Origin of the sequence: Halovenus anhuiensis, assembly GCF_037080055.1 — an archaeon.
In the GTDB taxonomy this organism is placed as follows: Archaea; Halobacteriota; Halobacteria; order Halobacteriales; family Haloarculaceae; genus Halovenus.
Genome location: NZ_JBAOJI010000002.1, coordinates 182,046 through 196,005, shown reverse-complemented (window position 1 = coordinate 196,005; position 13,960 = coordinate 182,046). Strand labels below are relative to the sequence as shown.

Sequence of the window (13,960 nt, the reverse complement as noted above, 5' to 3'; positions counted from 1 at the left end):
CATCGAGCCTGCGTATGGAGACGCGCAAGGTTCAACTCTCCGGTGGAACCACGTATACGATCTCCCTCCCAAAGTCTTGGGCACAGGAACACAGTATCGAGGCAGGTTCCACGCTCCGGTTGTACCCCAACGGCGACGGATCGTTGCTGGTCGAGACGCAGACAGATCGGTCAGTCGAACAGCGAACAACGACGGTGGATATTTCGACAGATTCAGACCATGCAATCCGACAACGAATCCGTGCCTTCCACGCTGTTGGATTCGACGAAGTAACACTGCTGGACAGGGCAGGGCACTCCTCCGAACAGCGTAGTGTCGTTGAGGAGTCACTCACGGGGCTGTCCGGATTCGAGATGTTGGAAGCTGGGGACACCAGGACTCGGCTAACAAATCTTATCGATGCCGATAACGTCGATGTGCGAAAATCAACACTCCGGTTGCGTCTGGTTGTCCTCGGGATGCATCGCGACGCCGTGACAGCAGTGCTGAACGACGACGAGACGCTGGCGAAACGTGTTATCGACCGCGAACGGGAGGCTGATAAGCTGTTCGCGATGGTTACTCGCCACTTCCGACGGGCGCTGACTGACCTTCAGGAGGTCGAAAAACTCGAATCCAGCCGCGACGAACTGTTCGAGTACTACTATATTAGTCGACAGTTCGAGCGGATCGCTGACCACGCAGAAAAGATTTCACAGTTTACGCTCGATTCTGAGGTGACGATTCCGACTGATATTCGAGAGGAGATCGAAGCACTCGCATCGCGTTCGAGACACATCATCGACACAGCCGCAGATGTGATTCTCGCGAATGGTGACTTCGAGGGAGCGCTCGACGCCCTCACCGCGCGAGACAAATTGCAAACGGAAAGTGGTGATCTCGATAAGCAACTGTACACCCACGAAGATCCAGCAGAAGCGTACGTCGTCGGCCTCATACTCGACAGTCTTCGCCGGACGGCAGAATACGGCGCGAACATCGCGGAGATCGGTATCGAACAAGTCGCACGGAACTCCGAAAACGCTACCTAACGGAGTGAATTTTTACTCTTCCCACATGTCTGTGAGCTGTTGTCTGCTGTCGACAGGACGCTGGCGTTCAAACGCGCCGGGAATCCGCGCCGGCACGTCAGTGCGAAACGCAGCTATGTGCCTGGTCCTTATTCGGAGACAGTGATGACCGTTATTGGACACCGTGGGTGTGCGAAGGAGTTCCCGGAAAACACACTGGCGGCAGTCCGAGGTTGTGCACCGCACGTTGATATGGTTGAAATAGACGTCCGTCGCTGTGGATCTGGAGAACTTGTCGTCTTCCACGACAGCGACCTCGACCGGCTGACCGATGCAACCGGAGCAGTTAGCCAATACGAGTATCAAGAGCTTTCGAGACTAACTATCGGCGACAGCGCCGAACCGATCCCGAAACTCGGGGATGTCTGCGATGACCTCCCAAGTGAACTGGGACTCAACATCGAACTCAAAGAGCCCGGACTGCACGAAGCGGTGCTCGATATCCTCTCGTCTCACTCTCACGAGGTACTCATCTCGGCGTTCGATCCCGCCGCGCTCCATCCATTCCGGGATGTTGATGTTGCAACTGCGTTGGTCTGTGCTGAGTCCGTCGAAGCGGGAGTCGAGACCGCGCTCGAACTGGGCTGTGAATCTCTCCACCCTCGTTACACGATCATTGACGAGGAAGCAATTCAGCGCGCACAGCGAACGGGGCTCTCGGTCAACGCGTGGACGGTGCCAACCGCGACGGAAGTCCGCCGATTACAGGAGATCGGCGCTGACGGAGTGATCGTCGATTCGTGGAAAATCACGACTGGTATTTGAATTCAAAACGCTTGATTCGTCCGTTTGGTCCATAGCCAGACATACACTTGACCGACATCGACATAAGAGCGAATGTCGAAATCGTTGTGGTATCCGTCCGTTGAGGATGTTCTCGCTATCCACGACGATATCGTTTCGGAATACCCTAATATTCCTTCCGGTGTCAAGAATCAAGGAAACACATAGTTCGCGCTGAACTACATCGAAGAGGGAAGTTTCGACTCGGCACCGGAGACGGTTCACGAGAAGTCGTATCACCTTCTCCGACTCCTCGTCGCCAACCACCCCTTCGTCGACGCGAACAAACGTACTGCTCTCAACACAGTGGTCGTCTTCTACTTTCTCAATGGCTATCGCTTCGAATACGATGCGGAAATCAGGACGATATTGAAACAGTTCGGCACAGATGAGGCGGCCATCGATACGGAAGAAACCGTCGAGTATCTCCGATCCAACACTGAAAAACTGGATTTAGCTGGTGAAATCGAGGAGTGACGAGACGACCTGATCCAGTACGGTCTAGAGCAACTGACCGACGAATCGTCGGACCCGAACGACGAACATCATTCAGAGCGTCAATTCAGATATGGCAACGGAAGAAGGAACGGACACGGCGTCTCCACTTGACGAGGTGATGGAAGACATCCGTCGGGAGTTGGTTCGGCGGGTTGCGACTGAAGACCGGAATGCGAATCGGGACATCTACGACGCCCTCGAAGACGAATAAGTCGTCAGTGCTGAATCGACGATTGATGTTCTCTTTCGCCACCAGTCTGGATGTACGCGAACTCCCGTAGATGCCACCCGACCGCCAATCGAACGAAAGCAAACTCTTCGTCCAGATCCCTAAAACCCCATAACAGGGCCTAAGTATACTAATTTCGGGAGAATGACTGCTATGGGCGCTGCAGGCGCTGGCCCGACTGTCGAACGAACCCACTTTTAGGGCGTGACGCGGCCGAAATCGGGTGTTTGAGAACCGGGAAGACACACGTTTTGATTGGCATAAAATTTGCGCCCGTGCTGAATACAGAGCGCATATCCAGCAGGCCGGCCGTCTGCAGAAGAATACCGAGATTGCACCACATTTCTACATCGTGGTGGGGAGCCAGTGGTGCAAATCCTCCTCTATTGGATGCAGAAGAAAGGGGTAGTACCCGTCAGTCAGCTGGCTCTGCGCCATCTGAGGGTTGCAACCCAGGCAAACTCGGGACAGAGAGGTCCACCCGACGTAGCAGTTGTGCGTTGATAGCCACGATGACCGTACTGAGCGACATCAATAGAGCCCCAACCGCGGGTGATAGCAAGATGCCGATGGGGGCGAGGACGCCCGCAGCCAAAGGGATGGCGAAGACGTTGTACCCTGCCGCCCAGACGATGTTCTCCTGCATCTTCCGGTAGCTTGCTTTGCTGAGTTTCACTAATCGAACCACGTCCATCGGGTTGTTCTGAACGAGGATGACATCCGCCGACTGGACGGCTACGTCGGTTCCGCTGCCGATGGCAATGCCGACGTCCGCACGGGTGAGTGCGGGGGCGTCGTTGACACCGTCGCCGACCATCGCCACGAGTTTGCCCTCGTCCTGGAGTTCCTGCACTTTCGTATCCTTGTCTTCCGGGAGTACTTCGGCGAAGACGGTGTCAATGCCCAGTTCCTCGGCGACAGCGTTGGCCACGTCCTCCGAATCGCCAGTCAGCATCGCCACCTCGATGTCGAGATCGTGAAGCGCCTCGACGACGCGGTAACTCTCGTCTCTGATGACATCGGCCATGGCGAAGGCAGCAACGAGATTTCCGTCTCGAACGAGGTAGACGACGGTATGTGCGTTCTCGCCGGCCTCGTCGGCGAAATCGGTGAGTGTCTCGGGCACTTCACTATCGAGATGGGTCAGCAGGTTCGGCCCGCCGACGTAGATTTCCTGACCGCCCACTGTCGCTCTGACGCCACGGCCTTTCATCGCCTCGAAGCCGCTCGCGTCGGGGACGGTCACGCCGCGCTCGCTGGCTGCCTCGCGGATGGCACGAGCAATCATGTGTTCGGAGTCACTTTCGACGGCCGCAGCGAGTGCAAGCGCGTCGCCTTCGTCGACGCCCTCGACCGTCTCCATCCTGACGACGCCGTGTTCGCCCTCGGTGAGCGTCCCAGTCTTGTCGAAGATGATGGTGTCGAGATTGCGGGCTTGCTCCATGGCGATGCGATCCCGAACAAGCATCCCGTTGCGGGCGGCCAGTGACGTGTTGATGGCTACGACGAGCGGGATGGCGAGTCCAAGCGCGTGCGGGCAGGCGATGACCAAGACCGTCACAACGCGCTCGATGACCGTTGCGTTGAACGACACCGCGACTGTCCACGCGATGGCAGTCACGACTGCAGCACCGACGGCGACGTAGAACAGCCACCCCGCCGCCCGGTCGGCCAGCACTTGCGTCTTCGACTTGCTGGATTGAGCCTGTTCGACCAGCCGCATGATGCCCGCAAGGGTGGTGTCGTCACCAGTCGCGCCGATACGCACGCGGAGGCTGCCGTCGCCGTTGACCGTCCCGCCGATGACCTCGTCCCCCGACTCTTTCGAGACGGGCTTGGACTCGCCGGTAATCATCGCCTCGTTCACGTCCGAGTCGCCTTCTTCGACGACGCCGTCGGCAGGCACGCTCGCGCCCGGTCGAACCAGCACGAGGTCACCCTCCGTGAGGTCGCTGACCGGGACTTCTTCGGTGTCACCGGACTGCGTCCGGTTGCCCGCGGGACTCTGTCCCGCGCTGCCGTCGTCGGTGATGCGCTCGGCGGTGTCGGGCATGAGTTTCGCCAGTTCGTCGAGTGCGCTGGAAGCGCGTCGAACCGAGCGCATCTCTATCCAGTGGCCCAGTAACATGATGTCGATAAGCGTCACCAGTTCCCAGAAAAAGGCTGAGGAAGTGGGGAAGACGACGCTTGCCAGACTGTAGACGAACGCGACGCTGATGGCCATCGAGATGAGCGTCATCATCCCCGGTTCCCGGTCTTTCAGTTCCGGGACGGCCATCTGGAGGAACGGCACGCCACCGTAGGCGAAGACGACCACCGCGAAGACGGGGGTTATCCACTCGCTGCCGGGGAACGCGGGCACAGAAAAGCCCAGCCACGACTGGAGGGTTTCGCTGTAGAGGAGGACGGGAATCGAGAGCAGCGTCGAGACGAAAAATCTGCGGCGGAACATCTGCTCGTGGCCCGCATGCATACCGCCGTGGCCTTCGTGGCCGCCGCCATGCTCTCCGTGACTGTCGTCGTGACCGCTGTGCCCTCCGTGGTGAGCGTGGTCGTCGTCCACGGGTCACTCACCGCCTTGCAGTTTGCGACGGCGTGCGTCGAACTCCTCCTCGTCGATTTCACCCTCGGCATAGCGACGCCGCAGGACGGTCAGTGCGTCGTCGGTTGTCCTACCACTGGCGTCGCGGCGGGTGAGAAACAGGTACCCGAGACCGAGCGGAATCCCAATCAGGACGACCATCCAGAGCGTCATCCACAGGAATCCGAAGGTCCCACCGTGGGACCCCATCCAGTCGTCGTGATGATGGAACCCGTCGTCGCCGCTGTGGGCGAGGGCAGGCCCGCTGAACGCAATCACGAGTATCACGAGCAGCGCAGCAATTGCGAGGAGTTGTGCCCCACGTCGCTTGCGGAGTATATGGTCCATGTTGGCATATACGGTGGCCCCGTTCACGTCGATTGCGGTTATGAATACAATGTGAATTACGGCCACAGACGTTGTATCGAAAGCAGAAGCAAGGAAGATATTACAATCAGGTGTGTTGGTAGACGAGTTTCTCCTGACTTCGGTGAGACGACGGAACGCTATCCGCGAGAACACAATACACTAAGGAAACACGACATACACGCGAATTTGTGTTGCGTAGATTCTCTGTATTCATCACCCGAAATCTCTCAAAAAGTGACGATATTGTGCTAATCGGCCATTGCGTTTCACTGTCGGCACGAATGTGGATGTACGCGAACTCCGGTAACTGCCACCTGACCGCCAATCGAACGAAAGCAAACTCTCTGTCCAACCCTCTAAGACACCATGACAGGGCCTAAGTCTGCTATCTTCTGGAGAGAACTGCTATGGGCGCTGCGGGCGCTTGCTCGCGTGACGAGCGAATCCACTTTCAGGGCGTGAAGCAGGCGAAACGGGCCTGTTCAGATTGGTGGTGCTTGACAGAGATTTCCCATCCAGAGTCGAACGAGATTACAGCAGTTCGTCAATCCAGTCACACCACGATTGGAAATCCTCCGCTCCACATTGCTTGGCGATATTGCGTAATGTACCACCGCTAATTTCCTTACCCATCGGAACCGTTACGTTCCGAATCTCGTCGGTTTCTGGGTGAACGTATCGAAGCTTCAGATGACTCCCTGCCCGGTCAACGGGCTGGTAACCCATCTCGGTAAGGGCACTCACCAGTTCACGTGATGAATACGGCGCAGGCACAGTTACTCCGAAAACCAAGGTGCATCAGGTTCGCGTGGTTCGTCCGGAACAGAATCCGGGTCGATCCCTAAGTCACGAAGGTCGGCGTCAGTTACGGGTTCACCAATCTCTCCTTTGTGTAGGGCGACGGCTTCGTCTAAATTTACGAGTGCCTCCGAGCGCGTTTCTCCCTGACTCGCCACACCGGTTTCTTCATCGATTGCTGACCACTCGCCGCCTTCCTCTTCGACAAGACGAATCTCACGACGAGATGTGTCTGAGTCGCCAGCGTCAGCTTTCGCCATACTGCCATGTAGTTCGGAGACCAACAAAACGCTTCGGGAACTGTTGGTACAGAAATCGTGGGGAAACCGTCGAGTATCTCCGATCCAACACTGAAAAACTGGATTTAGCTGGTGAAATCGAGGAGTGACGAGACGACCTGATCCAGTACGGTCTAGAGCAACTGACCGACGAATCGTCGGACCCGAACGACGAACATCATTCAGAGCGTCAATTCAGATATGGCAACGGAAGAAGGAACGGACACGGCGTCTCCACTTGACGAGGTGATGGAAGACATCCGTCGGGAGTTGGTTCGGCGGGTTGCGACTGAAGACCGGAATGCGAATCGGGACATCTACGACGCCCTCGAAGACGAATAAGTCGTCAGCGTGGCACTCAGCCATCGATTTTTCTCCGTTCTCACTGTTGTCGACGTATGCGAAGTTCCAGCGACACCACCCGACCGACTATCGAACGAAAGCAAATACATTGCAATCGGAGAAAGCTAAAAGCAGAAACAGGGTTTGAAAACCCAGATTTCGGAAGGTGAATCGACTATGGGCGCTGCAGGCACTCGCTCGCGTGACGAACGAATCCATTTTTAGGGCGTGAGGCGGTCGATATCGAAGGGAACAATATCGGCAAATATGGTTAAATCTAGTCAGACACCAAATCCGTACTGAAGACAGAGCGTGGGATTCAGCAATTGATCGCGTCGGGAAGAGGAGCCTGTGGAACGCCCATAGCTGAAAACTACTAGTAGTCTAGCGATGACTAGGCCCATGAGTGCCGAGGCCACACCTTTTGTGCCAAGCATAGGCAGAAAGCAACACGTACGTCCGCCTAGTGAGTTTTTCGGTGCCAAAAATTAAAGAATAGTATGGCGGCTGAGCTCCGAACTACCGCTGATATTTGTCACTCAGTGACTTTCATCATAATCATTTTCTGCCGTTGGTTTGTTCACGATCACTATGGGAACAGAGGACGAAGAGGAGGAAGACCAAATCAGGACACTGCTCAGAGAGGAAACTGAAGACCGCGATGCTATCACTGAAGATCTAGTTCTGGAAATATACAATCTGGAGGACGAACTATCAACTTTGGACCGGCGGCATGGTATTCAGGATGGAATCCAATCAATTTTAGAGAATTACGCGGACGAGAACGATGCATCTTAACTCAGTTACTCTCAAGAACTTCAAGCCGTTCCACCAGGAGAATCCTATACGTTTTGAAGACGAGAGAGGAGTCACTCTCTTCGGCGCAAAAAACGACCGAGGAAAAACAGCGTTCTTGGAGGCCATAAAATTCTGTCTCTACGATTTTACGAGCGACGATGAGGGCAGCCGGGAACAAAAAAGGGATCAGTGTATCAACCGGAAAGCCGTCACCGAGGATGACGGCGAAACCTTCGTTTCCCTCAATTTCGACCACAATGGAGGAGAGTACACGATCAAACGTGTGCTCGAATTTTCCGAAGTTGACAACCAAACTGCCCGTGAAGCCGAGAACCACTACGTGACAGTCGAAGTAGACTACAATGATGAACCCTACATTGATACCCGCGAAGAAGACAATATAACCGACTACAGGGAGTTCAGAGATGGGATTCTCCCCGAGAACGCCTCTCAGTTCTTCATTTTCGACGGAGAGCAGATTGATGAATATGCCCAGCAATTCGGTAAACGAGACACCGATGTTCGAGAAGCCATTGAATTGGTTCTTGGAATAGAGGAATTACGGAAAGCGATTGATGACCTCCAGGAACATGGTATTGACCACTACCGTGAACTCTTTCAGGAAGCCCAGTCGGACGCAGAAGACTACCGAGAAAAGAAAAATCAGGTGGACGCCGCGCGTGAGGAACTTGAGTCACTCGAATCTAGGTACGAAAAAAAGGAGGAAAAGTTAGAATCTAAGCGCGAAGAAAAAAGCGAGGAAGAGGAACGTCTGGCGGACGCGGGCGAGGTCGAAGAAAAGTACAAAAAACTCATTGAAACAAGAGTTGAACTATACGGCCCTGAAGAGGTCGAAAAGGCCGAAGAATATCTTGACAAGGATAGAATTGACGAGTTGACTCCCTGTCTGCTACAGCAATTAGCAAACAAACGTAAGGAGCGCCAGGAAATCTATCGATACTTCGGCCCGATAGCCGGGGCTGTTGCAGCTGAGAAAATCGGATCTACTGTTGCTCTCGATTCACCAGGAGGGCTCGTAGAAGTTCTCCGACAAACACTGGATGAACGCCCAGAGGACTGCTATGTCTGCGATCAAAGCTTGGAGGGAATCTCACGAGACGAATTAGTAGACCGGTTGGATGAGGCGACGAACGAATCAACAGAGGAAGCCCGGTACATTGACCAACTTGCGGAAGGACTGAGAGGGGAAACAGAAGGAGACGAATACGACTCAGGGCATCAAAAAGCCCAATTCCAGTACCTTACTCAGGAAATTTCCGATTTAGCTCAGGACATTTCAAAACGAGAAAGAAGGATCGAACGTCTTGAAGATATCATCGAGAATGCGGAGTTCGGAAAGGACGAGGTTGACGAGATCCGCGATAGGCTGAACGAACTCAAACGTCAAGAAGGAAGGCTTGAAGCCGAATTGGAGAGTCTGGAAGAGGAGATTGACGATCAAGAAGACTTGGTTGAAGAACTTGAGAGAGAACTTGACGGGATGGAAGGAGCGAGTGATGAAGAAGAGAGGTACAGTGAATTAATTGAGGTCTCAGAACAGGCGCAAGCAGCGTTTAAAGACGCGAAAGATGAATACGTTGAGAAGCGACGTGAATCTGTCCAGGCTAAGGCCTCAGATCTGTTCAGGAACATGACGAATAAGAATGATATCTACGAAGGTCTCAGTATTCACACGGACTACCAGCTGCGGATAAAAACCAACGAAGGTGTATTCACCATCGCAGATCAGGACCCAAGTCGGGGTGCTCGGCAGATTATCGCCTACGCATTCATCGCCGGTCTTGCACAGTTCTCGTCAAGGGACGCGCCAATTCTCATAGACACGCCTATTGCACGTCTTGATCCGGGTCACAAAGCCAGTCTTATCGAAAACCTGCCTGATTTCGTCGACCAGGTGATTGTCTTCTACCAACCCAACGAACTTACCGAAGACGACATAGATCTACTCAGAGAAGACGACGAAATCGCTGGACATTACGACATTATTCAAGCAGATGACGCTGCAGTCTCTACCATCGTTGATCACGACCCATCTAACTTCCAAAGGACGGTGACCGCCGATGACTGATATCCGAAGACCTACACGGACTCTCAAAACAGAACAGTTCGATGCTTACGAAGAGCTAACTCCAAACATCGGTGATCGAGATGCTTCCGATGAATACCCATTTGAAGCAGGGTTTGAATTGTTCTCCGCTGGCCTTGCAGTTGGATATATCAACGATGATGGTGAGTTGATAGAGGAAGAGGCTGAGCGATTAGAGAGCAGTGAGGAGGAATCTGAAGACGACCAAAACGATCAGGGTGGCGACACATCTTATCATCCATTCTTCGATCTTCAAGAGGTACTGAAGAACAACGAAGATCACGCATATACTATCGAACTCATTGACCGTGTTATCGCCATTGAACTCGCGTCAGAACTGGAACAAGATGATGGATCAGTTCCTGAAGATGTCTGGGATCTCGTAGTAGCACACGCTGACAAAGGTGTTGGGATCATCCGCCAGGAATGGAAGCAGGATAAAGAGATTGATGTCGGAGATCGGATCGATGAACTCGACGACTTCTGGGAAGACAAGATTGATCAAATTGCGGATGACCTCACTCAAATACCCCAGAGGGAAGACGATGGCCGTATCCAATCCGGGGATTAAAACGATGGTTCCCGACTATGATCTAAGATAGATTCCTCGAGTAAGTCATCTGGATCATTCTCTTCCATCAATTCGTCACACTGTCTAATCACGCCTTCAACAGTCTGTTTGAACCAACCTCCGGCGTCAGGTGCGACATGAACAGTGTCGATTAACATGTCAAGCCAGACTCGGACATCAACTCCCTTATTCGGGTTTTCCTTCGTTGTATCCAGGTATTTTGGCCCGTCCTCTGTATGTATCTGGAAATCAATCTCATAGGTCTTCTCTCCGATCTCGACCAAGGTATGGTCTAAGTCTTCATCGATAGGAGGGTCCTGAATGATTGCTCTCATCTCCTCTTCGTATTCGAAGCCTTTCCTCTTGTAAACAAATGGAACCAGGGAATGTGCCTCTCGTGTAATAAAAAACCGGTCGTCCAGATCATCTTCGATATCAATGTCATCTATATCTGGTGCAGACTCATGCTCGCTACTGTAGGGCCGATAATCTACCTCCGCAAAATAGATGTCATAATCATTCTCGTCGCCTGTCAACGCCCGTGCAAAGTCACCGACTGTTGTCCGGATAGCAACAGCTCGATCAGATCCTCCGTATCTGTCCCACATTGCAACGGACTCATCGTCTTTCAGGTGCCAGCAACTCAGGTAAGTAAACCGCCGTAGACACTTGTTGATCTCGGCGTGTATTTGGTGTCCTTCAGGCCGCATCTCTCCCGCATCAACAGCTCTCTGATATTCCAACTCTCTCGCCTCTTCGATGATCTCCGGAACGCTCCCCTCAAACCGATCTCCGAAATCCGCTGCCTGGTGAAAATGGAGCTTTCCAGCCTGGAGAAGATTAGTAAACTTAGCGAAGTCCATGTAGCGATAAATAGTCTCATCTTGGCCTAATCTGTCTAGATATTCTGATTGGACATGAGGCATTATTTTTCTCGTTGGTGGATCTGTTTCTTGAAACTACCGGAGAATCAGATTCTCTTTGCATATTCATTCATTGAGATCAAGATCCAGTACTAATTCTATCTTGTCAATTCCTCTTTCCAGATACCTCTTTCTCTCCAGCAAGTCCTGACCGTCACGCCAGTTCGACAAAACTTCTTCCCCCGAATTCACCAACATACCGATTACTGGAGCTCTAAATATCTCTAACCCATTTTAATACAGAAATTGAGATCACAAGATCCACGGCATACGAAGTGCCTCAAACAAGCTGTCTTCAAGTTCATCTTCTGGGGCGGACCATTCATTCTCTTCTGGATATACTACCAGTTCAACCCGTCGAGAACCGGAATCGACCGGATAGTGTCAAAACTCAGTTACGTTTTCACCTTCGCATCCATCACCGGAGTTACACTCTCAGGTAGCTATTTCAATATTAAGATAAAACAATGACTGAGCCGGATTCCCCCCTAACCGCCGTCGGAATGATCGTACGGCAGCCGTCCCCGGTTTATACTTTCACCCTGGATGGGTCGGGTTTTTGTCGATCGCTGAAAAATAGCATAGTAGAGCAACAACAGTGAGGCAAAAAATACATGCCCACCTTCGATATCGAAACGGAGGAGATAACAGTATTCGAGATAGGAGGCACATACATCTTCAAGCAGTATTTCGACGAAAACCAGCTGTTCAAACAACTGGAGAAATACTACAACGAGGACAAATACCGGTTCGAGATACCAGAAGACGACCTCGAACAAGTAAGACAGGTACTTGAAAAGTACTACTACAAGCTGGAAGTGGCGGACAGCGTTGATGCATACTGCGTTGTCGTAGATAAGAAATCAGACTCAAGCAACATACTAAGAAACTCAGTTATGAGAAAAGAAAAAAGACAACACGAAGTTATTGTCATAAAAAACAAACTATCGAAAAAGCAGGCCATAGAGCAAGGCGCTGTCAGTATTGAAAAATCGGAGGTCACAGAGGAGGAGTTGGCATGGAAACCTCGGTGACCGTGGCGGAGTCCGGGGGAGAAAAACCAGCTAATAGAGGAAATTACAAGTGGCTTCCACTTGGTAACACTAATAAGAGACTATAGAATGAGTACAGATAACCTAAAAGTTGCGAAAACTGGACAAGAAAAAGGAGAATCCGTTTTCGACAGTCGCTCACTTGACGATATCTACGGAGAAATACAGGAAACCTATCTTGCAGACGACCGTCCCTGGGTCATCGGATACAGCGGTGGTAAAGATTCTACCACTGCCCTCCAGCTAATTTGGTACGCTATTGAGGATCTTCCAGAAGAAAAACGAGACAAGCCGATCCATGTTATCTCAAGTGATACTTTAGTCGAGACTCCGAAGATTGTCAACCATATCGTCTCTACTCTCGAAAATATCAACGAATACGCAGAAAAGAAAAACCTACCTTTCACCGCTCACAAAGTCACTCCCAAGTTTGACGACTCATTCTGGGTGAACCTAATCGGCAGAGGCTACCCAGCACCGAACCAGAACTTCCGCTGGTGTACTGAACGTCTCAAAATCGATCCCGCTGACCGTTTCATCGAAGAACAGGTCTCTGAACACGGTGAAGTGGTTGTCGTACTCGGGGCACGGAAAGCGGAATCCGCCACCCGTGAACAGGTAATGGAGATGCACAGCATCGACGGCAGCGTGCTCTCCCGCCACAACAAGTTCGCTAACGCCTTCGTCTATACCCCTATCGAGGACTGGATCGTCGACGACGTCTGGACATACCTTATCCAGGCCGTCGAAAACCCGTGGGGCAAGAACAACCGAGATCTCGCCGCTCTCTATCAGGAAGCTGACGATGAGTGCCCAATGGTGATTGACACGAAGACACCATCCTGTGGGAACAGCCGGTTCGGTTGCTGGACCTGCACCGTCGTTTCCGAGGACAAGGCGATGCAAAACATGATCGACGAAGGCGAGGACTGGATGGAACCCTTGCTGGAGTTCCGGGACTTCCTCAAAGAAACCCAAGACCCGGAAAAGAAACCGAGCTTCCGGATGGTGAAAGGCCGTCAACACGGCTACGTAAAAGAAAAGACCAACGGCAGTGACGGCATCATCCCCCGTGCCCACAAGTTCGAGTTCTGCAAAGACCTGCTTCGGAAGCTGCTGGAAACTCAGAAAAAAGTCAACGAAAGCCTCCCTGAAGATGAGGAGATGGATCTGATCCGAGAGGAAGAACTTCGAGAAATAAGGAGGCTCTGGCGTGAAGAACGTGCAGACTGGGCTGACTCTGTCCCTAAGATCTACAGCGAGGTAATGGATGACGACCTGGACTGGGTCACTGACGACCTCGGCTCCTTCGGAGAGTTTGAGGCAGAAGTTCTCAAAGAGGTCTGTGAAGACCACGACGTACAGCCAGAACTCATCAAACGCCTGCTCGACACCGAGTTCCAACACCACGGCATGAAACGCCGGGCCTCCATCTACAGCGAGATAGACAAAGTCATGAAAGAGGACTGGCGTAACATGGAAGAAATCGTAGCAGAAATCGAAGGAGAGGATCGGATAGAAGACTGGCAGTACGACGGTATTGGCGGAACATAACGAGACT

General features: G+C 52.5%; 15 protein-coding genes. 10 read left to right on the top strand and 5 right to left on the bottom strand.

Features of this window, described 5'->3' with window-relative positions:
- The first annotated feature begins 14 nt into the window (after nucleotides 1–14).
- The 4 genes from V8P86_RS06815 (at nucleotide 15) to V8P86_RS06800 (ending at nucleotide 2,562) form a co-directional block, all read left to right on the top strand.
- Nucleotides 15–1,031 (top strand): PhoU domain-containing protein, encoded by a 1,017-nt coding sequence (locus V8P86_RS06815; protein WP_336326498.1) that lies wholly within the window; start codon nucleotides 15–17, stop codon nucleotides 1,029–1,031.
- A gap of 144 nt (nucleotides 1,032–1,175) precedes the next feature.
- Nucleotides 1,176–1,835: a glycerophosphodiester phosphodiesterase gene (locus V8P86_RS06810; protein ID WP_336326497.1), complete on the top strand. Its 660-nt coding sequence runs from the start codon at nucleotides 1,176–1,178 to the stop codon at nucleotides 1,833–1,835.
- Between the two features lie 192 nt (nucleotides 1,836–2,027).
- Entirely contained in the window at nucleotides 2,028–2,330 is a 303-nt protein-coding gene (locus V8P86_RS06805; protein ID WP_336326861.1) for a type II toxin-antitoxin system death-on-curing family toxin, read from the top strand.
- Nucleotides 2,331–2,421: 91 nt separating this feature from the next.
- Nucleotides 2,422–2,562: a hypothetical protein gene (locus V8P86_RS06800; RefSeq protein WP_336326493.1), complete on the top strand. Its 141-nt coding sequence runs from the start codon at nucleotides 2,422–2,424 to the stop codon at nucleotides 2,560–2,562.
- A gap of 433 nt (nucleotides 2,563–2,995) precedes the next feature.
- On the opposite strand, the gene V8P86_RS06795 is transcribed toward V8P86_RS06800, so the two are convergent.
- The 4 genes from V8P86_RS06795 to V8P86_RS06780 all read right to left on the bottom strand — a co-directional run bounded on the left by V8P86_RS06795 (nucleotide 2,996) and on the right by V8P86_RS06780 (nucleotide 6,588).
- On the bottom strand, nucleotides 2,996–5,053 hold the full coding sequence (locus V8P86_RS06795; protein WP_336326860.1) for a heavy metal translocating P-type ATPase: 2,058 nt from the start codon (nucleotides 5,051–5,053) through the stop codon (nucleotides 2,996–2,998).
- Nucleotides 5,054–5,146: 93 nt separating this feature from the next.
- Nucleotides 5,147–5,509, bottom strand: a complete 363-nt coding sequence (locus V8P86_RS06790) for an SHOCT domain-containing protein (protein ID WP_336326496.1) — start codon at nucleotides 5,507–5,509, stop codon at nucleotides 5,147–5,149.
- A 552-nt stretch (nucleotides 5,510–6,061) separates the two neighbouring features.
- A complete protein-coding gene (locus V8P86_RS06785) occupies nucleotides 6,062–6,304 on the bottom strand; it encodes a type II toxin-antitoxin system HicA family toxin (RefSeq protein WP_442909372.1) in 243 nt (80 codons plus the stop codon).
- A 2-nt stretch (nucleotides 6,305–6,306) separates the two neighbouring features.
- Nucleotides 6,307–6,588, bottom strand: a complete 282-nt coding sequence (locus V8P86_RS06780; RefSeq protein WP_336326494.1) for a type II toxin-antitoxin system HicB family antitoxin — start codon at nucleotides 6,586–6,588, stop codon at nucleotides 6,307–6,309.
- Between the two features lie 219 nt (nucleotides 6,589–6,807).
- On the opposite strand from V8P86_RS06780, the gene V8P86_RS06775 reads away from it, so the two are divergent.
- The 4 genes from V8P86_RS06775 to V8P86_RS06760 all read left to right on the top strand — a co-directional run bounded on the left by V8P86_RS06775 (nucleotide 6,808) and on the right by V8P86_RS06760 (nucleotide 10,424).
- A complete protein-coding gene (locus V8P86_RS06775) occupies nucleotides 6,808–6,948 on the top strand; it encodes a hypothetical protein (RefSeq protein ID WP_336326493.1) in 141 nt (46 codons plus the stop codon).
- Between the two features lie 591 nt (nucleotides 6,949–7,539).
- Nucleotides 7,540–7,746, top strand: a complete 207-nt coding sequence (locus tag V8P86_RS06770; protein ID WP_336326492.1) for a hypothetical protein — start codon at nucleotides 7,540–7,542, stop codon at nucleotides 7,744–7,746.
- Nucleotides 7,736–9,835, top strand: a complete 2,100-nt coding sequence (locus V8P86_RS06765; protein WP_336326491.1) for an AAA family ATPase — start codon at nucleotides 7,736–7,738, stop codon at nucleotides 9,833–9,835. The genes V8P86_RS06770 and V8P86_RS06765 overlap by 11 nt, the downstream gene beginning before the upstream one ends.
- Entirely contained in the window at nucleotides 9,828–10,424 is a 597-nt protein-coding gene (locus V8P86_RS06760) for a hypothetical protein (RefSeq protein WP_336326490.1), read from the top strand. Before V8P86_RS06765 ends, V8P86_RS06760 begins: the two co-directional genes overlap by 8 nt.
- Here V8P86_RS06760 and V8P86_RS06755 read toward each other — a convergent pair.
- A complete protein-coding gene (locus V8P86_RS06755) occupies nucleotides 10,421–11,287 on the bottom strand; it encodes a DUF2971 domain-containing protein (RefSeq protein WP_336326489.1) in 867 nt (288 codons plus the stop codon). The genes V8P86_RS06760 and V8P86_RS06755 overlap by 4 nt on opposite strands.
- A gap of 674 nt (nucleotides 11,288–11,961) precedes the next feature.
- Here V8P86_RS06755 and V8P86_RS06750 point away from each other — a divergent pair.
- A complete protein-coding gene (locus tag V8P86_RS06750; protein ID WP_336326488.1) occupies nucleotides 11,962–12,381 on the top strand; it encodes a hypothetical protein in 420 nt (139 codons plus the stop codon).
- An 87-nt stretch (nucleotides 12,382–12,468) separates the two neighbouring features.
- Complete coding sequence (dndC, locus tag V8P86_RS06745) at nucleotides 12,469–13,953, top strand: DNA phosphorothioation system sulfurtransferase DndC (protein ID WP_336326487.1); 1,485 nt, start codon at nucleotides 12,469–12,471, stop codon at nucleotides 13,951–13,953.
- The last annotated feature ends 7 nt before the right edge of the window (nucleotides 13,954–13,960 follow it).